Below are 21,111 nucleotides of genomic sequence, written 5' to 3'. Positions count from 1 at the left end.
TGGGGCCGCCGAGTGGACCCACAGACGTAACCGTGCCGCCATGCTCCGCCGTCGTCCGAGGTGGGGCCGCTACGGCAGCATCCAGTCCAGCACGGGTGAGCTCTGCCCGACCACGATCAGGCACATCACCAGGAGCAGTCCGAGGCTCCACGGGAGCACCTTGCGCAGCAGGTCGCCCTCCCGGCCCGCGAGGCCGACGGCGGCGCAGGCGATGGTGAGGTTCTGCGGCGAGATCATCTTGCCGAGGACGCCGCCGGAGCTGTTGGCGGCGGCCGGCAGCTCCGGGGACAGACCGGACTCGCGGGCCGCAGTGACCTGGAGGGCGCCGAAGAGCGCGTTGGCGGAGGTGTCCGAGCCGGAGACGGCGACGCCGAACCAGCCCGGCACCGGAGAGAGGAAGACGAGGCCCGCGCCGGCCGCCGCCACGAAGTGGCCGATCGTGGCGGCCTGTCCGGAGAGGTTCATGACGTAGGCGAGGGCCAGGACGGAGGTCACCGTGAGGATCGCGTACCTCAACTCGTGCACCGTCGCGGCCCATTCCCTGAGCGCCACGCGCGCGTGGACGCCGAGTACGGCCGCGGTGCCGATCCCGGCCAGCAGGACGAGGGTGCCGCCCGTCGCGACGACCGGCCAGGTGAAGAGGTTGCCGCCGACCGGATTCCCGTCCGGGTCCACCACGTTGAGGAAGGGCCAGTCGTAGGCCCGGGTGGTCTGCGCGAGCCGGTCCTTGACCGCCGGGATCCGGGCCACGGAGAAGATCACGACGATCAGTGCGCAGGGGGTGCAGGCGCGCACGACCTCGGCGCGCGGGTCCCGTTCGTCCAACTCCTCGCTGCGGGTGCCCGTCAGTACCGACGCGCGTACCGCTTCGGGGGCGGGCACGCGCGTGTGCGGTACGGCGGCCAGGGCCGCGGCGCCCGCCAAGGCGGCGCCGATGTAGGCGAGTTGCGCGGAGGCGTAGTTGGCGGCGGCGAACTGGGCGACGACGAGGGCCTGGATGCGCGGGTCGTCGGAGAGGCGCCCGAAGGAGCGGCGCAGGACGTCGAAGTGCCGCGTGTGGACGGTCGTCCGGTACACCGTCCCCCGACCCCGATCACGTTTCCGGTCGCTTCTCCGGTCGCTCTCGCGGTCCCGCGCTTCCGGTCACACCGGCGGTCGCGAGGGCGGGCGCGTCCGGCCGTCCTGCCGGTCACGTTTCCGGGCGCGGTTCCGTCATGCGGAAAGCGGTTTCTCGTTCTTCGGCTGAACGGAATGGTCGGGTCCGCGACAACGGCGCGTCAATGGGTGTGCGGCGGTCCGTGCGGACGAGGGGAGGAAACCGGCTCAGTTGTCCGGCGAGCGCAACACCCGCAGGTGGCCGCGGCGTGCGACCTCCATCGGGTCGATCGCGCGGCCGCCGCCGGCCCCGGCCGCGCGTCCCTGCGGGCGGGCCGCCTCACGGACGGCGTTGGCAAGCGCTTCCAGGTCGTCACCACTGGGGCGCGCGGGAGCCGAACCGTCGAGGAGTCGGACGACCTCCCAGCCGCGCGGGGCGGTGAGGCGCTCGGAATGCTCGGCGCACAGGTCGTAGCAGTGGGGTTCGGCGTAGGTCGCGAGCGGGCCGAGGACCGCGGTCGAGTCGGCGTAGACGTACGTCAGCGTCGCGACGGCGGGTCGGCCGCAGGCAGTTCGCGAACAGCGACGTACAGGGCTCACGACGTTGGACGGTACCGCACTCTTGAGCGGGCCGCGACGACTCTCCACCAGGTCACTCCACCGTGTCGTGTTGTGAAACGCCCCACGCGCCTCTCCAGTCATACCCCGCTGACCTGCGCGAACACCAGTCCCTGAACACACGAAGGCTTCGGCTCGTGGTCACCACTCGACACAAACGGCATCAATTGCGATGAGTTCGCCGGTCTCGGAGAGATGCGGAATCGAGCCCAACCTTGGCTGGAATGGTCATCCCGCGACATGCGGGGCACGGTGGCCGGTGGCGGCCGGGCTGCCGTGTGGGGCCGGGCACCGGGTCGCGGCGGGGACTACGCTTCAGTAGTGATGGACAGCCCCGTACCGCCCCCCGCCGCAGGCCCCGGACCCCGTCGTCGCGACCGCCACGGCCGGGGCATGCGGGGGCCGATCGCGCCGCCCCAGGTTCCGTTGGCCGCCAGCCGTGCCGATGTGTTCGCGGATCTTGTGCAGGACTCCGTGGAACGGCTGGAGCGGCGGTGGCCGCAGCTCGCCGACATCGACTTCATGGTGCTGGAGGTGCCGCGTCTGGACGCGGCCCCGGAGCCGTGGAACGACGAGGCGGTACCGCTGGGCGGGACGATCCCCGCGCGTGAGGGAGGGCGGGCGCGGGTCGTCGTGTACCGGCGGCCGGTCGAGATCCGCACCAAGGGGCGCGACGAGCGGGCCGCGTTGGTGCACGAGGTGGTCGTCGAGCAGGTCGCGGAGCTGCTGGGGCTGACTCCGGAGACGGTGGATCCGCGCTACGGCGAGGACTGAACCCCGTCGCCCCGGGCCCGTCTCCCCCGCCCCTCTTCCGGGGTACCCCGACAGCCCTTTCGGGTTACTGCTGCAGCACCGCGACGTCCTCGTCGGCCTCCGGGACGGCCACCGTGCCGCGGTCGTCCGGCAGGGTCTGGATCGTGAAGCCCGGGACGCCCTCCGTGGTGGCCGTCAGGGTGCGGGAGGCGTAGACCGGGGTGTCCGTGAGGGGTTCCACGGTCAGCGCGTAGGTGCCCTTCAGGCCGGCCGGTACGGGAAGTTCGACCTCCTGCGTGGTGCCGGCCTTGACCGTGTAGGTCCGGGACGCGGCCGTGCCGCCGCCGCTGCCCGCGGACGCGGTGACCTTGACCTTGGCGGTGCCCTTGGGGGCGGTCAGGGAGAGGGTGGAGCCCTTGGCGCTGTTGCCGGCGGCGGACGCGCGCGTGCCGACCGGGGCGGTGGCGGTGATGAACGCCGACTCCTGCCGGTCGCCCTTGCCGCGCAGGACCCGTACGGCCGCGACGACGGGCACCGACTGGTCCGTCGGGGTCAGGACCAGCGAGCCCGCTTCCCCGCGCGTGACGTCACCCAGGTCGACCGAGGCCGTCATGCCCGCCTTGACGTGCAGCGTCTCGTGTCCGGCGGGGGTGATCAGGCCCGAGGGGGAGGCGAGTTGGACTTTCAGGTCGGCGTCCGCGTCACCCGGCGCGTAGGCGATGAGGCGGACGGCCGTGGCGTCCTTGGGGATGCCCGGGACGACCTGGGTGCCCGCCGGGTCGGTGGAGGCGGCCAGCCAGTCCCCGCCGAGCTTCTCGTCCAGGGCCTGGACGGCGGCCCCCACGCGGCCGCTGCGGACGTTGACGTGGACGGTGAGGTCCTCCTGCTTCTCGCCGGTGAGCGTGGACAGCAGGATCGGCTCGCTGGAGTGCGCCGGGATCGTGATGCCCTCCCCCACCGTGGTCTGGAGGGCGCCGTCCTTGCCGTAGAGCTCGATGTCGGCGACGGCGGCGGAGTCGTCCGGATTGGTGAGGTGGACGTAGTCCGTGCGGTCGGCGACGGTACTGACGCCCGGGAACCAGAACTCCGTGTCCGGCGCGGTGCAGGTGACGCCCTGGAGGCCGCGGCCGCTGCCTGCGGTGACCTCGGTGGTCTGTTGGACGGTCCAGCCGGGCGCGAACTTCCCCTCGGCGGTGCCGAGCAGCGCGGGCGTCTCGCCGCCGGAGGTCTCGCCGACGGCCGGGGTGCCGGGTGCCTTGGGCGTGACGACGGGCTTCGTCGCCTTCTTCTTGTCGCTCGCCTTGTCGCTCGCCTTGTCGGTCGCCTTGTCGGTCGTCGCGGCCGCCGACTCCGCGGTGGCTGCCACGAGTTCGGCCGTGCCGTCGCCGTCCGTGCCCATGGTGACGGGCGTGAAGGACGTGTACGACGTGTCGGCGAGGTCGGACGTGCTGGGCGAGGGGCAGAGCAGGCTCGTGCGCTCCACGGGCAGTTCGGCGGCCGCCTGCGCGGTGTCGGCGGTGGCCGCGTCCGGCTGGTTGAGCGTGGCGAACCCGGTGACCGCGGCGAGCGCGGCCGTGCCGGCGATCAGGGACAGGGTGGTGCGGTTCACTGCTGGCTCCCGTCGGGGCGCTCGCTGCCGTTGCCGTGGGGGTGCCGGTCCGGGTCGTAGGCGGGGTCGTAGCCGCCCTGGTCGTAGGCCGACGGGTCGTAGCCCTGCTGCTGCGGGTAGGTCTGGTCGTACGGCGTCTGCTGGGCCTGGCCGTCGTAGGCGTACGGGTCGTACTGGCCGGCCTGGTAGGGGTCGTAGGCCTGCTGGTCGTAGCCGCCCGCCGGGTACTGCTGGGTGCCCTGGTACTGCTCGCCCGCGTAACCGCCGTACTCGGCGTTCGCGTAGCTCGCCGGGTCCCCGCCCCAGTCCCCGCCCTGGCCGTCCGCGGGGACTCCCATGTCGTACGACTGCTGCGGGGGGACCGCGACCGGGGTCTCCCCCTGCGGAGGCGACGGGAACTCCTCTTGGTGGCCGGGCTCTTCGGCCTCGGCCTCGGCCTGGGCGCGCAGGCGGCGGGCGCGGCGGCCCTCGCCGTCGACCGCCTGGGCCGGGATCGGCTCCTCCTCGGGAAGGTCGTCGTCGACGTCGCGGCGGCGGCCGGGAAGGGCGAGGACGACGAGGACGAGAGCGAGGAAGCCCTGCGCCCACAGCCAGGCGGTGTGGGTGAAGGGGTCGTCGTAGGTGACGTCCAGCTTCCCGCCGGTGGCCGGGAGTTCGAAGCCCTGGGCCCAGCCGTCGACGGTGGTGGGAGTGAGGGGCTTGCCGTCGAGGGTGGCCGTCCAGCCTTCGGCGGCGGTGTCGGCCAGGCGCAGGACGCGGCTGCCGGAGCCGTCGGGGACGGTGGTGTGGATGTCGACGGGGCCGGCGGCGACCGGGGTCGCGGTGCCCTTGCCGGAGTCGGCGACGACGGCCGCGCGGGAGACCTCCTGGTCGATCCGCCACAGGGCGCTGCCGTTCTGCTGGCTGAGCCGCTTCAGGCCGGGTGTGGCGTCCAGGACGCGGGTGACGTCGCGGGGCGCGCCCTTGTGGACGAGGACGTAGCCCACGGCGAACTTGCCGAGCTGGTCGGCCTGGTCGGCGCCGGAGCCGGCGACGAGATTGGCGACGACCTTGTCGAGCTGCTTGTTCTCGCCGTCGGCCGCGGCGAGTTCGGCGTCGCCGAGGCGGGCGCCGGAGCCGCGGACCAGCATGTAGGCGACGTGGGCGGCGGAGTCGCTGTCGAGGACGAGGGTGCGGGCCTGGTCGCGGTTGCCGGCCTCCTCGGCGACGAACGCGGGCACCTGTACGGGGTCGCGGCGCTCCAGGGGGCCGTCGGCGCCGCCGATCATCCAGCCGGCGGCGACCAGCAGCGGGCCGGCGGCCGAGGCGAAGGCGATGAGGGCGGCCACCGGCTGGCGCCAGCCGAAGCTCTGCTCGGCGACACGCGTGCGTGCCCCGTCGGCGCCGATGACGGCGGCGGCGAGGAGGGCGATGCCGTAGACGAGGGTGGCGGGCCCGGCCCAGGTGGAGCTGTTGGACAGGATCGCGAAGACGAGGCCCACGAGGGCGACCGCCCAGGCCGCCCAGACGCCGAAGTGGCGCTCGGAGCGCAGCAGCGCGGCCAGCGCGGCCAGCACGATGCCGATGAGCATCAGGCCGTCGACGGTGCCGGGGCCGCCGGGGCTGGCGCCGAGCAGGTCGAGCGCGGTGGCGGTCGACGCGCCGTAGTCGACGCCGGCCTGGGTGAAGAAGCCGAACGGCAGCAGGGACAGCGACCAGGGCGCGAGGATCAGCAGGGGGGTGCCCAGCTGGGCCAGGAAGCGCAGGCCGTAGGCGGTGATCTCGCGGCGGCGGACGGCGAGGACCGCGATGCCGAGGACGAGCGCGAGGGGCCAGACGATCGGCGTGAACGCGGTGGTGATCGTCAGCAGCAGCGCGTACGCCCAGGTGGCGCGCCAGCTGCCGCGGGCACCGGACGCGTGCGTCAGGCCGCTCGCGGCGACGCCCGCGCGGGCGATGAGCGGCAGCAGGACGGCCAGGACCGCGGTGCCGACCCGGCCGCCGGCGAGGGCGCCGGTGGCGGCGGGCAGGAAGGCGTAGACGACGGCCGCCCAGGCGCGCAGGAGGCGTGACTCGACGAGCGGCCGGGAGGCGAAGTAGGCGGCGAGGCCGGCCAGCGGCACCGAGCAGACGAGCAGCACGGTGAGGGCGAGTCCGGTCGAGCCGAACAGCAGGGTGGCCAGCGTCGCGACGATCGCGAGATAGGGCGGGGCGGACGGGGTGCCGCCCGCGCCGATCGGATGCCAGGCGTCGAGGTAGCGCGACCACAGCTCGGAGGCGTCGGCCGGGGCGGGCAGCAGGGCGCCGCCCGCGAGCGCGCCACCGCCGAGGAGGTTGCGGCAGGCGACCAGCGAGACGAGCAGCAGGATCAGGAAGAGCACCGGGCCGGGCTTGCGCGCGATGCGCTTGAGGCGGGCGAACTGCTCGACCTCCAGGAAGTCGGCGTCGTCGCCGCCGGGTCCGGACTCGACGGCGCCGCCGTGCCGGCCTGCGCCGGACACGGCGTCGGGGTCGGAGGAGCCGAAGAAGTCGCCGGCGACCTGTTCGACGGTGGCCCGCACTGTCGCGCCGGGTGGCGGGAACAGGGGGCGCAGCTCATCCTTGTCGACCGCCGGCTTTCCGCGCCTGCGCCGCCCGGCGATGATCCGCTCGGGTCGAAGCAGGGTGCCCAGCAGGCCGCGGATCTCGTCGACGGCCTGTCCGGGGACCTTGCCGACGAGGTAGGCGACGGTCCGCAGCAGGGTGCCGACGACCAGGCGCACCAGGATCCAGGGCAGCAGGGCGGTGCGGCTGTTGACGAGGAGGGTGTAGACGGCGCCGGCCTTGTCGACCTTGTGCGGGGAGGCGCTGGTGCGGCCCGCGCAGTCGACGGTGCGGCGCTCGCGGGAGGCGGCCTCGGCGTGCCGTACGACGGCCTCGGGGGCGATGAGGACGCGGTGGCCGGCGGCCTGCGCGCGCCAGCACAGGTCGACGTCGTCGCGCATCAGGGGCAGGCGGCGGTCGAAGCCGCCGAGCTGCTCGAAGACGTCGCGGCGGATCAGCATGCCGGCGGTGGACACGGACAGCACGGACCGGACGTGGTCGTGCTGGCCCTGGTCCTGTTCGCGGCGGTCCAGGCCGGTCCAGCGGCGGCCGGAGTGGGCGATGGTGACGCCGACCTCGAGGAGCTGGCGGCGGTCGTACCAGCCGCGGAGCTTGGGGCCGACGACCGCGACGTCGTCCCGGCCCAGTTCGAGCTCGTTGTCGACCACGCGCAGCAGTTCGGCCAGGGCGTCCGGTTCCGGGGCGCAGTCGTCGTGCAGCAGCCACAGCCACTGGACGGGCTCTCCGTGCGGGAGCTCCGGCAGGTCGTAGGTGTCGTCGCGCCAGGTGCGCGTGACGGGGTCCCAGCCGCTGGGGCGCTTCAGGTACGGCAGTTCCTCGGGGGTGAGGACCGGGGCCGTCCGGTTGGCCTCCTCCACTGCCTGGCCGAACCCGGTGCGCCGGGCTAGGTGCAGGACGCGGTCGTCGCCGAGGGCCTCGGTGACCAGGCGCGCGGAGTCGTCCGAGCTGCCGGTGTCGGCGGCCATGACGGACTGGACGGGGCGCTCCTGGCCGAGCAGCCCGGCGAGCGCGTCGGGCAGCCAGCGGGCACCGTCATGGGCGACGATCACCGCGGTCACTACATGACGCGGGAACTCAGGTGTGGCAGCGCGGTCTTGATGGGCTGCCGTGTGGCTGTGCACGGACATCGAGGTACGGGCCCCGGTTCGGTGGACTGCGGTGGACGCCTGCGCCGTGTGGTGCGGCCGGGTGTCTCGGACGAGCGCCCACACTAGCGGCTGGGCAGGACGACGGCCCGCCGCCTGTGGACAACCCACGTGCGACGGGCCGTTCGGACCCTTTTTCTCTGCGTACCGCGATGTCGTGACGCCCTTGTGCTGTCGAACCGGGCGATTCTCAGACCGCCGCCTTCTTCAGCCGGCGGCGCTCCCGCTCGGACAGGCCGCCCCAGATGCCGAAGCGCTCGTCGTTGGCGAGGGCGTACTCAAGGCATTCGGAGCGGACCTCGCAGGCGAGGCAGACCTTCTTCGCCTCGCGGGTGGAGCCGCCCTTCTCGGGGAAGAAGGACTCGGGATCGGTCTGGGCGCACAGCGCGCGCTCCTGCCAGCCGAGTTCCTCGTCCGCGTCGTCGACGTCGACCAGCAGTTGCTGCACCAGCTCGGTCATGTGCGCCCCTCGCTCTGTCTTTCGCGTCCCCGTGACCTGGCCGTTACCGATATCGGCTGAACGACACGAGTGAAATTACAAGTGTGCTGCTCCGGGCGAGTCAAGCCGAGATCTGCTATTGGGCCCCTTATTCACTCTGCGGAACCAAGGCCATGCGGTAAGTGTTCAAATCGCCATAAACCTTGACAAGCAGATGTAGCCCCGGAGGGCCACCGGCCCCGCACAGCGCTTGTACGGGGAAGGACGCCCAAAGGTGCGATCCCGTTGCGGCACGCGCGCGGAAGCGAACCAGATCACAGTCGGATCACGGGATCGCCACGAGGCTTGCGCGCCCGGCTTGTGCGCCATGTGTCCCGAAGGACGTGTGCACAAACCTTTCACCTCGCAGATGGACCGGATGAGGTGAACCCTGTCCCACATACCGGGCGTCGAGTTGACAGTGAAGGTGTGAACCGCTGTCCTTATGGGCATGCTCGCGAACTTGGCACTCACCTCGACCGGCTCCGCCGGGTCCCACGGTGCTGCCCGCGCTCGCTGTAGCTGTTGTCGTCGTTCCAGCTGTTGAGCCCAACGCGCTCCGGCTGCTCCTCCTGAGTCCACCGCGACTCGGCTGCTGTTTCCCGTCGGCCCACACCAGGGCGCTCCTGCTCCACCCGTGATCCGGGCGGACGGTACGCGACACCCAGCAGGCCCCCCACTCTTCCGCCTCTTCCGCCGAGGAACCACCGCATCCCATGAACAGCGACAGCGACCTCCAGATCGCGGGCGACATCCTCGAAGTCCCGCACCTCCTCCAGGCACCGCGCGAGCACCCGGCCACCGTCGCCGAGTTCGTCGGCCTGGCCCGATCGATCGCCGCGGACCGTGCCCAGTGGGAGCACCTGGTCCGGTACGACGCGACGACCCGCTGGTACCACCGGCTGCGCACCGGCCCCGGCTACGAGGTGTGGCTGCTGTCCTGGGTGCCCGGCCAGGGCAGCGGGCTGCACGACCACGGCGGCTCCTCCGGTGTGCTCACCGTCCTGGACGGCGAGCTGACCGAGCGCACTGAGCGCGGCAAGCGGGTACTGGGGGCGGGCGTGCAGCGGGTGTTCGCGCCGGGGTACGCGCACGAGGTCGTCAACGACGCGCTGGAGCCCGCGGTGAGCCTGCACGTGTACTTCCCGGGGCTGACGGACATGCCCATGCATCCCCGGTCCCGGCTGCACCCGGCCGGGAGGTCCCCCATCGCCTGCGCGGCGCTCGACCCGTACGAACAGGTGGACGCCGTCAGCTCGTGATCCGCTCGTGAGCGGACGCCGTCCGCCGTCGGCACGTACGGGTGGACGGGATATCCACAGGCGGGTGGTTGTCCACAACCGGCCGACGGGCTGTCGTGGCCGCCTGCGAGACTTGCCCTCATGCGCATTGTGGTTCTGGCAGGCGGCATCGGCGGTGCCCGGTTCCTGCGCGGTCTGAAGCAGGCCGTGCCGGACGCGGACATCACGGTCATCGGCAACACCGGCGACGACATCCACCTCTTCGGGCTGAAGGTCTGTCCCGACCTCGACACGGTGATGTACACGCTCGGCGGCGGCATCAACGAGGAGCAGGGCTGGGGGCGGGCCGACGAGACCTTCCACCTGAAGGAGGAGCTCGCCGCGTACGGCGCCGGGCCCGGGTGGTTCGGGCTGGGCGACCGGGACTTCGCCACACACATCGTGCGGACGCAGATGATCGGCGCCGGGTACCCGCTCAGCGCCGTGACCGAGGCGCTCTGCGACCGGTGGCAGCCGGGCGTCCGGCTCATCCCGATGACCGACGACCGGGTGGAGACCCATGTCGCGGTCGAGGCGGACGGCGAGCGCAAGGCCGTGCACTTCCAGGAGTACTGGGTGCGGCTGCGGGCGTCGGTGCCGGCGGAGGCGGTCGTGCCGGTCGGCGCCGAGCAGGCGAAGCCGGCGCCGGGGGTGCTGGAGGCCATCGCGGCGGCGGACGTGATCCTCTTCCCGCCGTCCAACCCGATCGTCTCGGTCGGCACGATCCTCGCCGTGCCGGGCATCCGCGAGGCGATCGCCGAGGCCGGGGTACCGGTGGTGGGCCTGTCCCCCATCGTCGGGGACGCGCCCGTGCGCGGCATGGCCGACAAGGTGCTCGCGGCGGTCGGCGTGGAGTCGACGGCCGCGGCGGTGGCCGAGCACTACGGCTCGGGTCTCCTGGACGGCTGGCTCGTCGACACCGTGGACGCGGGCTCCGTGGAGCGGGTGGAGGCGGCCGGCATCCGCTGCCGGGCCGTCCCGCTGATGATGAGCGACCTCGACGCGACCGCGCGGATGGCCCGGGAGGCGCTGACGCTGGCCGAGGAGGTGCGCGGGGCATGAGCGGTTCCTTCGACACCGGTTACCGGGTCTGGGCCGTGGACGGGCTGCCCGAGGTGCGGCCCGGGGACGACCTCGCGAAGCTGATCGCGGCCGCCGAGCCCGGCCTGGCCGACGGTGACGTCCTGCTCGTCACCTCGAAGATCGTCTCCAAGGCGGAGGGGCGGATCGTCCGGGCGGACGACCGGGAGGCCGCGATCGACGCCGAGACCGTACGGGTCGTGGCCCGGCGCGGGGCGCTGCGGATCGTCGAGAACCGGCAGGGGCTGATCATGGCCGCCGCCGGTGTCGACGCCTCCAACACCCCTGCGGGGACTGTGCTGTTGCTGCCCGAGGACCCGGACGCGTCGGCGCGGGCGATCCGGGCGGGGCTGCGGGACGCGCTCGGTGTGGACGTCGGGGTCGTCGTCACCGACACCTTCGGACGGCCCTGGCGCGCCGGGCTGACGGATGTGGCGATCGGCGCCGCCGGGGTGCGGGTGCTGGACGACCTGCGCGGGGGCACGGACGCGTACGGCAATCCGCTGAGCGCGACGGTCGTCGCCACGGCGGACGAGCTGGCCGGCGCCGGGGATCTCGTGAAGGGGAAGGCCGCCGGGCTGCCCGTGGCCGTGGTGCGGGGGCTGGGTCACGTCGTCGTGGCCGAGAACACCGAGAACACCGAGAACGCCCGAGCCGACGGAGGCGCCGGGGCGGACGGGGCGGACGGGGGTGGGCTCACCGGGGCGCGGGTCATGGTGCGCGGTGCCCGCGACGACATGTTCCGGCTCGGGACGTCCGAGGCGGTGCGGCTGGCGGTCACCCAGCGGCGGACGGTGCGGTCCTTCACCGACGAACCGGTCGATCCCGGGGCGGTACGGCGGGCGGTGGCGGCGGCTGTCACGGCGCCGGCGCCGCATCACACGACGCCGTGGCGGTTCGTGCTGCTGGAGTCGGCGGAGTCGAGGGTTCGGCTGCTGGACGCCATGCGGGACGCGTGGATCGCGGATCTGCGGCGGGACGGGAAGTCCGAGGAGTCCGTCGCCAAGCGGGTGCGGCGGGGCGACGTCCTGCGCAACGCGCCCTATCTGGTGGTGCCGTGTCTGGTGATGGACGGGTCGCACACCTACGGCGACGCGCGGCGGGACGCGGCCGAGCGGGAGATGTTCGTGGTCGCCACCGGGGCGGGCGTACAGAACTTCCTGGTCGCGCTGGCCGGGGAGCGGCTGGGGTCCGCGTGGGTGTCGTCGACGATGTTCTGCCGGGACGTGGTGCGGGAGGTGCTGGAGCTGCCGGAGAACTGGGACCCGATGGGGGCGGTGGCGGTCGGTCACGCGGCGGAGGAGCCCCGGGCCCGTGGCGAGCGCGAGGTCGGGGACTTTGTCGAGGTGCGGTGAGGCGTGCCGCTCGGTGGGGTGGGGTGCGCGGTGATCCGCGCCGGGCGGTGATCCGCACTGGGCGGTGATCCGCGCCGGGCGGTGTGGTGCGCGGGGCGGTGACCTGCGGGGCGCCGGCATGAGTGTCGTGCGGCGGCCCGCGTGATGTCGGTATCCGCGTCGCGGTGGCCCGCGTGGTGCCGTTTTGGGCGTCGTGCGGTGGCCTGTGCGTGGGTGCGCCTACTCTCGTAGCACCTCTCTCTTCCTCTACCCGGGACTTTTCGTGTCAGGACGGTTCTCTCCCCGGCCCACCCGTACGACCGTGCGCGGTGGGCATGTCGGCGTGCCCGTCGGGGTGCCTCGGCAGGCCTCGGCGGCCGGGCGGGTGCGCAGCTGGGTGCCGGAGGGGCCGATCGATCTCGGTCTGGTCCTCGGGCCCCTCCGGCGCGGACCGGGTGATCCGACGTTCCGCGCGACGCCGGACGGGTCGGTGTGGCGGGCCAGCCTCACCCCCGCCGGGCCGGGGACGCTGCGCGTCGCCGCGGCCGGCGGCGCGGTGCGCGGGGAGGCGTGGGGGCCGGGCGCGGAGTGGCTGTTGGACCGGTTGCCGGAGCTGCTCGGGGCGTCGGACGCGCCGGAGGCGTTCGTGCCCCGGCACCGCGTGGTGGCGACGGCCCAGCATCGGCGGCCGGGCCTCAGGCTGACGCGGACCGGGCTGGTGCTGGAGTCGTTGATCCCCTCCGTGCTGGAGCAGAAGGTGACCACCGACGAGGCGTACCGGGCGTGGCGCCTGCTGGTGCGCAAGTTCGGGGAGCCGGCGCCGGGGCCCGCGGCGGACGGGCGGCTCTGGGTGATGCCGGCGCCCCGGACGTGGGCGCTGATCCCGTCCTGGGAGTGGCATCGGGCGGGCGTCGACAACAAGCGGGCGTCGACGATTCTGCGGGCCGTTCGGGTCGCCGCGCGGATGGAGGAGGCGGTGCGGATGGCTCCGGCCGAGGCGCAGGCTCGGCTGGAGGTCGTGCCGGGGATCGGGCCGTGGACGTCCGCGGAGACCGTGCAGCGCAGTCATGGGGCGGCGGATGCGGTGACCGTGGGGGATCTGCATCTGCCGGGGATCGTGGGGTGGGCGTTGGCGGGGGACCGGGAAGCCGATGACTCCGTGATGCTGGAGTTGCTGGAGCCGTATGCGGGGCAGCGGCACCGGGCGGCTCGGTTGATCTTGCTGAGTGGGCGGGTGCCGCCTCGGCGGGCGCCGAAGATGCCCCGGGGGGACATCGGGAAGTGGTGAGGGGTCGCCGCTCTCCGTGAGGGCCGGGGCGAGGGGGTGTTTCGCCCCCGCCGCCCCCACCCGTTCCCCTCCTCGCAAGGGGGCTCTGCCCCCCGGTCCCCCGGATCGGCCTGGACGGCCTCGTCCTCAAACGCCGGACGGGCCGAAAGACTCCATCCCGCCGGTCGCGGGGGCCTCGCCCTACTGATCCGACGAGAAGCGGACCGCGCCCGCCGGGATTCTCGCGTCGCACCACACCCGCGCGCCGTCGCGGAGTTCGTTGTCGGGGCCGACGACCGCGCCGTCGCCGATGACCGTGCCGGTGAGCACGGAACGCTCGCCCACGCGGGCCCGGGTGCCGATGAGGGAGTCGGTGATGACGGCGCCCGGTTCGATGACGGCGCCGGGCAGGATCGTCGACCCGAAGACCCTCGCGCCCTCCGCCACGAAGGCGCCCTCGCCCACCACCGTGCCGCCCGTCAGCTTCGCGTCGGGGGCGACCCTGGCCGTCGGCAGGACCAGGCGGTCGCCGCAGCGGCCGGGGACCGCGGGGGACGGGGCCCGGCCGAGGACCAGGTCCGCCGAGCCCCGGACGAAGGCCGCCGGGGTGCCCAGGTCCAGCCAGTACGTCGAGTCGACCATGCCCTGCAGATGGGCTCCGGCCGAGAGGAGGTCGGGGAACGTCTCGCGCTCCACCGACACCGGGCGGCCCTGCGGGATCGTGTCGATGACCGAGCGGCGGAAGACGTACGCCCCCGCGTTGATCTGGTCGGTGACGATCTCCTCCGGGGTCTGCGGCTTCTCCAGGAACGCCAGGACCCTGCCCGTCTCGTCGGTGGGGACCAGGCCGTAGGCCCTCGGGTCGGTCACCTTCGTCAGGTGCAGCGAGACGTCCGCCGCCGTCGCCTCGTGGGTGGCCACCAGCCTTCTGATGTCCAGGCCGGTGAGGATGTCGCCGTTGAAGATCAGGACCGGGTCGTCGGGGCCGGAGTGCAGTCGGGACGCCACGTTGCGGATCGCGCCGCCCGTGCCGAGCGGTTCGTCCTCCGTCACGTACTCGATGTGCAGGCCCAGTGCCGAGCCGTCGCCGAAGTACGGTTCGAAGACCTCCGCCAGATAGCTCGTCGCCAGGACGATGTGGTCCACGCCCGCCGCTCTCGCCCGCGCCAGTTGATGCGTGAGGAACGGCACCCCCGCCGCCCTGACCATGGGTTTGGGCGTGTGCACCGTGAGTGGGCGCAGCCGGGTGCCCTTGCCGCCGACCAGGAGGATCGCTTCTGTCACCGTCGTCTCTGCTTCCTGCCGGGACCGGTCGAACCGTCATTCGACCGGCCAGTGTATGCAGACCGTTGTGTGGCGACTTCCAGGCCGTTGGTGTTCCGTCCCAGTCCCAGGAGACTGTCCCCCCGACGAGCTGAATGAGCCCCCATCTGGATGTGCGCTCCGGCCGTCCGGGGGCGTGCGGCCTCCGGGGCCTCCCCAGGCCCCGGGGCTCCCGAACCGGATCGCCCGCCTCAGCGCCCCTGGAAGCGCGCCGCGGTGGAGCGGGCCGAGCCGAGCTTGCCGTAGAGCTGCCTGCCTGGGCATTCCGTGGCGAACCCGTCCCGGTGACCCGAGATCACATTCAGTCGTACGTTCTTTCCCTTTCCGTAGAGATTGCCACCCCCGGACTTCAGGTATGTCTTTCCCTTCGGATTCGCCCCGTAGAGGCCGAGTTTCCATGCCGTCAGACCCGCGACGGCGTTGACCGTGGCGGTCGTCGGCTTGGCGGAGGTGAAGGTGCCGAGGACGGCGATCCCCATGCTGTTGGTGTTGAAACCGAGGGTGTGGGCGCCGAGGACCGGCTTCGCCACTCCCCCGGCGCGACCCTCGTAGATCTTCCCGCACTTGTCGACGAGGAAGTTGTAGCCGATGTCGCGCCAGCCCATGCTCCTGACGTGGTAGCGGTAGATACCACGGATGACGGACGGGGCCTGTGAGCACTCGTAGCTGTTGCCCGAAGCCGTGTGGTGCACGAACGCGGCCTTGACCTTCGTCGTGTAGACGAACCTCTTCTCGCGCAGCTTCTCGTCGGCGCCCCAGCCGCGACGCGTGACGATGCTCGGCCGCGGGCCGATGTACGGCTTCGCCCGCTGGGCCGGCGTCAACTCGGCCCCGCGCAGGGCGAGGAGTTCGCGTTCGGTGCCCAGCCGGTCCAGGGCGGGGATCCGCGTGGCGCCGAGCGGGGCGAGGGGGGCGTTGGCGGCGGACGCCGCGGTCACCTCGGCGGTCATGGCGGTCATGGCGGTCATGGCTGCGGGCTCGGCCCCCTCGGCCCCTTCGGACCCTTCGCCCGCCTCGGCCCCTTCGCCGGGTTCGACTCCCTCGCCCGCCTCGGCCGCCGTCGCGGTCTCGGCGGTCTCGGCCGCCGTCGCGGTCTCGGCGGTCTCGGCGGTCTCGGCGGTCTTCTCGGTTGCCGCGCCGGGCGGGTCCATTGCTTCCGGGGTGCCCGCCGGGCCGGACCCGGTGGTCAGTGTCCGGCTGCGCGGGGGGCCCGCGGGGACGTGCTCGGGGGGTGCCGAGCCAGGGTCGACGAGTTCCAGGCGCAGGCCGGAGGGGAGCAGGGCGGCGGTCGCCGCCTCCTCCGTACGGCGTTCGGTGTCCGGATGGACTCGGATCTCGACGCCGTCGGAGTCACCGACCCACAGCGGGGCCGTGGCGCCGCGGACCCGGCCCGAGGCGCTCTCGGGTGTGCCGGGGTCGGCGCCGTGGTCGGCGTTGTGGGTCTCGACGTCCTGCCAGCCGGACCAGGCGCCGGTGTCGGAGGTGCGGGTACGGACCTGGACGCGGCCGTGGAGTTCGGCGGCCGGGTCGTCCCAGACGACGCCGAGGAGGGAGAAGTGGCGTACGTCCCGGCGGGGCAGGCCCTGGTCGGTGGCGGCGCCGCCGAGTGCCCGGTCGCGGGCGAGAGGGGTGAGGGGCAGCGACTGGGTACTGCCCGGGAGGTCGGGAAGAGCAGGCACGTCGGGCAGGTCCGGCAGGTCCGGCAGGTCGGGAAGAGCTGGGTGAGCCGGGTGAGCCGGGTGGTCGGAGAGGGATGGGTCGGAGAGGGATGAGGTGACGGGGGCGTCGGGGCTCGTGGCCCTGGCCGTCCCGCTGGGCGCCGCCTCCGCGGCCGACGCCGGTCGCGCCGTCGCCGCGCTGGCGGGCGGCGTCAGCGGGAGGGCGAGTGCCGCCGCGCAGGTGACACCGATCGAGGTAGCAAGCAATCCGCGCATGCCAACGATCCTGGACATATCCATACATTTCTGTCCATCGGGGAATTGACGGGCCGTCGGGTGCGTTCGGCCGAACCGGTGGCTCCGGGAGGGCCCGGTGGCCGGTACGGCGCCCGGGGCGGCGCGTACGCTTGCGCGGGTGACTGCCACCGATCGCACCCCGGCCGACCTGCTGCGTTCCGCGCTGGCCGCGGACCCCGCGCGCCCCTTGGTGACCTTCTACGACGACGCCACGGGCGAGCGGGTCGAATTGTCCGTGGCCACCTTCGCCAACTGGGTGGCCAAAACCGCCAACCTCCTCCAGGACGGGCTGTCCGCCGAGCCCGGCGACCGGGTCGCGCTGCTGCTGCCCGCGCACTGGCAGACGGCGGTGTGGCTGCTGGCGTGTTCGTCGGTGGGCGTCGTCGCGGACGTCGCCGGGGATCCGGCGCGGGCGGACTTCGTCGTCGCCGGGCCCGGTTCGTTCGAGGCGGGGCTGGCCTGCCGGGGCGAGCGGTACGCGCTGTCGCTGGCGCCGCTCGGGCGGCGGTTCGTGCCGGGCCCGCCCGAGGGGTACGACGACTACGCCGTGAACGTCCCGACCTTCGGGGACCGTTTCGCGCCGTACGCCCCCGTCGACCCCGAGGAGCCCGCGCTGATCGTGGCCGGGGCCGAGTACACCGGGGCCGAGGTCGTGGAGCGGGCGCGGGCGGAGGCGTCGGGGCTGGGGCTGACGGGGCCCGGTTCCCGGCTGCTGTCGGGGCTGGCGTACGACACGTGGGAGGGACTGAGCGCCGGGCTGTACGCGCCGCTGGCGAGCGGGGGGTCCGTGGTGCTGTGCGTGAACCTTGCGGAGGCCGGCGAGGAGACTGTGGCTCGGCGGGTGGAGAGTGAGCGGGTGACTTCGACCGCGCGGTAGCTCTCCGGGCGGGCGGGAGGGTCGGTGCTCGGCGTCGACGTCGGCGTTGCTGGGGGCTGCCGCCCCCAGGCCCCCGCTTCGGCCCTGAAGCGGCCTCGTCCTCAAACGCCGGACGGGCTGATTTTCCCGCACCCCAGCCCACAAGGCGGCCCCTGCCCACTCGCCGCCGGACAGGCCGCCTCACGCACCCCCGCCGCCGTACGGGCTGATTTCCCACACCCCCGCCCACAAGGCGGCCCCCCGTCCGCCTCACCCGTTCGGCTCACCCCCGTCCCCCCTCGCGGCCTGCTTCGCGGCATCGTCGTAGGGACAGCTCTACACGCTCGTACGGCCGAAGCTGGTCCGGAGGCGGGAGGGGTGGATCGGACGTGAGGGAAGCGGCGGGTTCCGGTGGGCCCCTGGGGCCGGGGGTGGGGGCGTCCGCCGACGGGCGGGGGCTCATACGGCGACGCCGGCGGCGGTGGGTGCGGTACGGGGCGGGGGCCGCGGGGGTGGCCGTCCTGGGGGTCGGGGTCGCGGGGTGGGTCGTCTACGCGAAGCTGGACGGGAACATCACGCCCGACGACGCGGCCGCGGCGGAACTCGCGCGGTATGCGCGGGAGCGGCCGACCTCGCTGGTGAAGGACGCGCAGAACATCCTGCTCATAGGGTCCGATTCGCGGTCGGGGGACGGGAACCGGAAGTACGGGCGGGACTCCGGGACCGAACGGTCGGACACGACGATCCTGCTGCATCTGGCGGCCGGCCGGCGCAGCGCCACCGCCGTCTCCGTCCCGCGCGATCTGATGGTGGACGTGCCGGGCTGTCTGCGGCCGGACGGGAAGCGGACCGAGCCGATGTTCGCGATGTTCAACTACGCGTTCCAGAGCGGGGGTTCGGCCTGCACGATCCGGACGGTGGAGAAGCTGACGGGCGTGCGGATCGATCATCACGTGGTCGTCGACTTCGCCGGGTTCAAGGACATGGTCGACGCCGTGGACGGGGTCGAGGTGTGCCTGAAGCAGCCGATCGACGACAAGGCCGCCAAGCTGCGGCTGCCCGCCGGGAGGGTCACGCTCGACGGGGAGCAGGCGCTCGGGTACGTGCGGGCCCGTAAATCCCTCGGGAACGGCAGTGACACCGACCGGATGGACCGGCAGCAGCGGTTCCTCGGGGCGCTCGTCAACAAGGTGCAGAGCAATGACGTCCTGCTGAACCCGGCGAAGCTGTATCCACTGCTGGACGCGGCCACGTCCTCGCTCACCACCGACCCGGATCTGGCGAGTCTGCGCGGACTGTACGACCTCGTGCGCGGCCTGCGGGACATTCCCACCGAACATGTGCAATTCCTGACCGTTCCGCGGGAGTCGTACGTCTACAACACCAATCGCGACCAACTTGTGGAGCCGGAGGCGGAGAAACTCTTCGAACGGCTGCGAACGGACGGGCCGGTGGTGGTTTCTCAGGAAATTCCCACGAACCCCGCCCCCGCGGAGTCGGGCGACTACGGTCCGTTCGCATTCCGGGCACCGGGACCTGCGGCTTCCGGGGCGGTTTCGCCCACTCCGCCCGCTCCCACGTTCCGCGGCAACACCGCCGCCGAGGACGGCTGCGGGTAAAGCGCTTGCCAAGCCGACCTCTTGCGGCGAACACAAGTTCAAAGAAATAGGGCGGATTGCCCGCTTGTAGGGGCGTGGAATTTGTCACGGCCGTCGCTCGCCGCCGAACCTGGCGGCTAGTGTGAGCGATCCGGTGCCCCCGGCCACGAGGTCTTCCTGGGGTCGCGCACCGAGTGACCGAGACCCGAGCGCCTTGAGGGGGAAAGGCGCCGCGTGGCCCCGACGGAGGATTCGGACAACCGTGGACGCGCAAGGCCGTGGGCGGGCGGACAACATCGACCCCGCAGACCAGTGGGTACTCAATCCGAACACCGGCGAATACGAACTGCGACTGACTCCTTCCGCACCGCAATCGGCGGTGCCGGGGCCTCGTAGATCCGACTCCGGTCGGACCGGCGGCGGAGGAGGTCCGGCGCGCGGCCGTACGGCGGCGCAGGGCCGGGAGTCGTCGTCGCCCGAGGAGACGCCGGACCCGGAGGTGCCGTCGCCGCGCCGTCGCCGGGGCGCAGCGCCGGAGGAACCGGCGGCGAACCGGCGTGGCCGCCGGCCGGTGAAGAAGAAGTCGAAGGCGAAGAAGATACTGCTGTGGACCGGCGGGATCATGGCCTTCGTCCTGGTGGGTACGGCCGGTGCGGCCTATCTCTATCTCGAGCACCTCAACGACAACATCACCTCCGTCTCCGACGACGGCGCGAGCACCGGTGGCTTCAGCAAGGACAAGGCCATCAACCTGCTGGTGATCGGCACCGACAAGCGCACCGGTTCGGGCAACGAGGGCTACGGCGACTCCGGCAGCGTGGGCCATGCGGACACCACGATCCTGCTGCACGTCTCCAAGGACCGGACGAACGCGACCGCGCTCAGCATCCCGCGCGACCTGATCGTGGACGTCCCGGACTGCGAGACCAAGCAGGAGGACGGCTCCACCAAGGTCATCAAGGGCACGGACAACGTCCGCTTCAACACCAGCCTCGGGCAGGACAACCGCACGCCGAGCTGCACCGTGCGCACGGTCACCGAGCTGACCGGGATCCAGGCGGACAATTTCATGGTGGCCGACTTCAACGCGGTCAAGACGCTGACCACGGCGGTCGGCGGCGTCGAGGTGTGCCTGGCGAAGGACATCGACGACGAGGACTCGCATCTGAAGCTGTCGAAGGGCACCCACACCATCGAGGGCGAGCAGGCACTGGCCTTCGTGCGCACCCGGCACTCCGTCGGCTTCGGCGGCGACCTGAGCCGGATCGAGCTGCAGCAGCAGTTCCTCAGCGCGCTGATGCGCAAGCTGAAGTCGAACGACACGCTCACCAGCCCGACCAAGATGATCAAGCTGGCGGAGGCGGGCACGAAGGCGCTGACCGTCGACTCCCAGCTGGACACCATCGACAAGCTGAAGGACCTGGGTCTGGAGCTGGGCAAGCTCAACGTGAAGAACCTGACCTTCACCACCGTGCCGGTGGTCGACAACCCGGCCGAGAAGGTCGCGGCCACGGTCGTCGTGAACGGCTCGACGGCGCCCACCGTCTTCCAGATGATCAAGGATGATGTCTCCTTCACCGAGGTGAAGGAGCAGGCGGCGGCGTCCAAGAACGCGGCCGCGGCGGCCGCGGCGGCCCGTCTCAAGGGCACCCAGTCCGCCGCCTCCGCGGTGCGGGTGCAGGTCATGAACGGCGGCGCTCCGGCCGGCAGCGCACAGGAAACTCTTAACTGGCTGCAGAATGATGAGGGCGTGACGAAGTCCGAGAACGCGGGCAACGCGCCCGCGGCACTGAGCAAGACGACGCTCGAGTACGCGCCCGACCAGGCCGACCAGGCACGCAAGCTCGCCGCCATCATGGGGCTGCCCGGTACCGCTCTGAAGCCGGGCAAGAGCGTCGAGAACTCCCAGGGTCTGCCGACGATGACGCTGACGCTGGGCAAGGACTTCAAGGGCGCGGGCGTCTCGCTCACAGCTCCGACCACCGTGCCGGACACGGTCCAGAAGTCCACGGCGGACAAGGTCGAGTGCGCCAAGTAGGTAACCCTTCGGGCCCGTCGTGCGTCTGACTTGACGCGGGACGGGCCCGTGTCAGGCGCACGGCGGGGAGGGGCAGGGGAATTGGCGGGGAGCAGTGGG

Annotated in this window: 14 protein-coding genes and 1 pseudogene; 8 read left to right on the top strand and 7 right to left on the bottom strand. The window is 72.5% G+C overall.

Going from position 1 to position 21,111, the window contains the following annotated elements; translation table 11 throughout:
- Positions 1 to 69 precede the first annotated feature (69 nt).
- Positions 70 to 1,077, bottom strand: a pseudogene (locus OG933_RS26195) (L-lactate permease); the annotation flags it as partial.
- Positions 1,078 to 1,323: 246 nt separating this feature from the next.
- Positions 1,324 to 1,743: a DUF3499 domain-containing protein gene (locus tag OG933_RS26190; RefSeq protein WP_020128555.1), complete on the bottom strand. Its 420-nt coding sequence runs from the start codon at positions 1,741 to 1,743 to the stop codon at positions 1,324 to 1,326.
- 363 nt (positions 1,744 to 2,106) lie between these two features.
- Here OG933_RS26190 and OG933_RS26185 point away from each other — a divergent pair, with 363 nt between their 5' ends.
- Positions 2,107 to 2,487 carry a metallopeptidase family protein gene (locus OG933_RS26185; protein WP_171397645.1) on the top strand — a complete coding sequence of 127 codons (381 nt, stop codon included), beginning with the start codon at positions 2,107 to 2,109 and terminating at the stop codon, positions 2,485 to 2,487.
- Positions 2,488 to 2,551: 64 nt separating this feature from the next.
- Here OG933_RS26185 and OG933_RS26180 read toward each other — a convergent pair whose 3' ends face one another.
- The 3 genes from OG933_RS26180 to OG933_RS26170 form a co-directional block, all read right to left on the bottom strand.
- On the bottom strand, positions 2,552 to 4,075 hold the full coding sequence (locus tag OG933_RS26180; RefSeq protein ID WP_405629142.1) for a DUF5719 family protein: 1,524 nt from the start codon (positions 4,073 to 4,075) through the stop codon (positions 2,552 to 2,554).
- On the bottom strand, positions 4,072 to 7,785 hold the full coding sequence (locus tag OG933_RS26175; protein ID WP_405629141.1) for a glycosyltransferase: 3,714 nt from the start codon (positions 7,783 to 7,785) through the stop codon (positions 4,072 to 4,074). Before OG933_RS26175 ends, OG933_RS26180 begins: the two co-directional genes overlap by 4 nt.
- 208 nt (positions 7,786 to 7,993) lie before the next feature.
- Positions 7,994 to 8,263 (bottom strand): WhiB family transcriptional regulator, encoded by a 270-nt coding sequence (locus tag OG933_RS26170; protein WP_020128551.1) that lies wholly within the window; start codon positions 8,261 to 8,263, stop codon positions 7,994 to 7,996.
- Between the two features lie 734 nt (positions 8,264 to 8,997).
- Here OG933_RS26170 and OG933_RS26165 point away from each other — a divergent pair.
- From OG933_RS26165 to OG933_RS26150, 4 genes are all read left to right on the top strand, one after another.
- Positions 8,998 to 9,543: a cysteine dioxygenase family protein gene (locus OG933_RS26165; protein ID WP_362523874.1), complete on the top strand. Its 546-nt coding sequence runs from the start codon at positions 8,998 to 9,000 to the stop codon at positions 9,541 to 9,543.
- 120 nt (positions 9,544 to 9,663) lie between these two features.
- Complete coding sequence (gene cofD, locus OG933_RS26160; protein ID WP_362523872.1) at positions 9,664 to 10,623, top strand: 2-phospho-L-lactate transferase; 960 nt, start codon at positions 9,664 to 9,666, stop codon at positions 10,621 to 10,623.
- A complete protein-coding gene (locus tag OG933_RS26155; protein ID WP_362523870.1) occupies positions 10,620 to 11,996 on the top strand; it encodes a coenzyme F420-0:L-glutamate ligase in 1,377 nt (458 codons plus the stop codon). The genes cofD and OG933_RS26155 overlap by 4 nt, the downstream gene beginning before the upstream one ends.
- 262 nt (positions 11,997 to 12,258) lie before the next feature.
- The gene (locus OG933_RS26150) at positions 12,259 to 13,263 is read left to right on the top strand and encodes a DNA-3-methyladenine glycosylase family protein (protein ID WP_405629140.1); all 1,005 of its coding nucleotides are present in this window, start codon (positions 12,259 to 12,261) and stop codon (positions 13,261 to 13,263) included.
- A 180-nt stretch (positions 13,264 to 13,443) separates the two neighbouring features.
- Here OG933_RS26150 and OG933_RS26145 read toward each other — a convergent pair whose 3' ends face one another.
- Positions 13,444 to 14,526 (bottom strand): sugar phosphate nucleotidyltransferase, encoded by a 1,083-nt coding sequence (locus OG933_RS26145; protein ID WP_054244204.1) that lies wholly within the window; start codon positions 14,524 to 14,526, stop codon positions 13,444 to 13,446.
- A 230-nt stretch (positions 14,527 to 14,756) separates the two neighbouring features.
- Entirely contained in the window at positions 14,757 to 16,499 is a 1,743-nt protein-coding gene (locus OG933_RS26140) for a peptidoglycan recognition protein (protein ID WP_405629138.1), read from the bottom strand.
- A gap of 139 nt (positions 16,500 to 16,638) precedes the next feature.
- Here OG933_RS26140 and OG933_RS26135 point away from each other — a divergent pair, with 139 nt between their 5' ends.
- From OG933_RS26135 to OG933_RS26125, 3 genes are all read left to right on the top strand, one after another.
- Positions 16,639 to 17,397 carry a TIGR03089 family protein gene (locus tag OG933_RS26135; protein ID WP_405629136.1) on the top strand — a complete coding sequence of 253 codons (759 nt, stop codon included), beginning with the start codon at positions 16,639 to 16,641 and terminating at the stop codon, positions 17,395 to 17,397.
- Between the two features lie 410 nt (positions 17,398 to 17,807).
- Complete coding sequence (locus tag OG933_RS26130) at positions 17,808 to 18,995, top strand: LCP family protein (protein ID WP_362523904.1); 1,188 nt, start codon at positions 17,808 to 17,810, stop codon at positions 18,993 to 18,995.
- Between the two features lie 241 nt (positions 18,996 to 19,236).
- On the top strand, positions 19,237 to 21,012 hold the full coding sequence (locus OG933_RS26125) for an LCP family protein (protein ID WP_362523862.1): 1,776 nt from the start codon (positions 19,237 to 19,239) through the stop codon (positions 21,010 to 21,012).
- Positions 21,013 to 21,111: the final 99 nt, after the last annotated feature.

It is taken from the genome of Streptomyces sp. NBC_00016 (assembly GCF_045040885.1).
Classification (GTDB): Bacteria; Actinomycetota; Actinomycetes; order Streptomycetales; family Streptomycetaceae; genus Streptomyces; species Streptomyces coriariae.
Note: the sequence above shows the minus strand (reverse complement) of the source record. Positions and strands in the feature narration are given on the sequence as shown.

Excerpts from the sequence above, each read along its gene's own strand:
- OG933_RS26185 (WP_171397645.1), top strand. The coding sequence starts at position 2,107 with ATGCGGGGGCCGATCGCGCCGCCCCAGGTTCCGTTGGCCGCCAGCCGT.
- OG933_RS26175 (WP_405629141.1), bottom strand. The coding sequence starts at position 7,785 with ATGTCCGTGCACAGCCACACGGCAGCCCATCAAGACCGCGCTGCCACA.
- OG933_RS26170 (WP_020128551.1), bottom strand. The coding sequence starts at position 8,263 with ATGACCGAGCTGGTGCAGCAACTGCTGGTCGACGTCGACGACGCGGAC.
- OG933_RS26165 (WP_362523874.1), top strand. The coding sequence starts at position 8,998 with ATGAACAGCGACAGCGACCTCCAGATCGCGGGCGACATCCTCGAAGTC.
- cofD (WP_362523872.1), top strand. The coding sequence starts at position 9,664 with ATGCGCATTGTGGTTCTGGCAGGCGGCATCGGCGGTGCCCGGTTCCTG.
- OG933_RS26155 (WP_362523870.1), top strand. The coding sequence starts at position 10,620 with ATGAGCGGTTCCTTCGACACCGGTTACCGGGTCTGGGCCGTGGACGGG.
- OG933_RS26140 (WP_405629138.1), bottom strand. The coding sequence starts at position 16,499 with ATGCGCGGATTGCTTGCTACCTCGATCGGTGTCACCTGCGCGGCGGCA.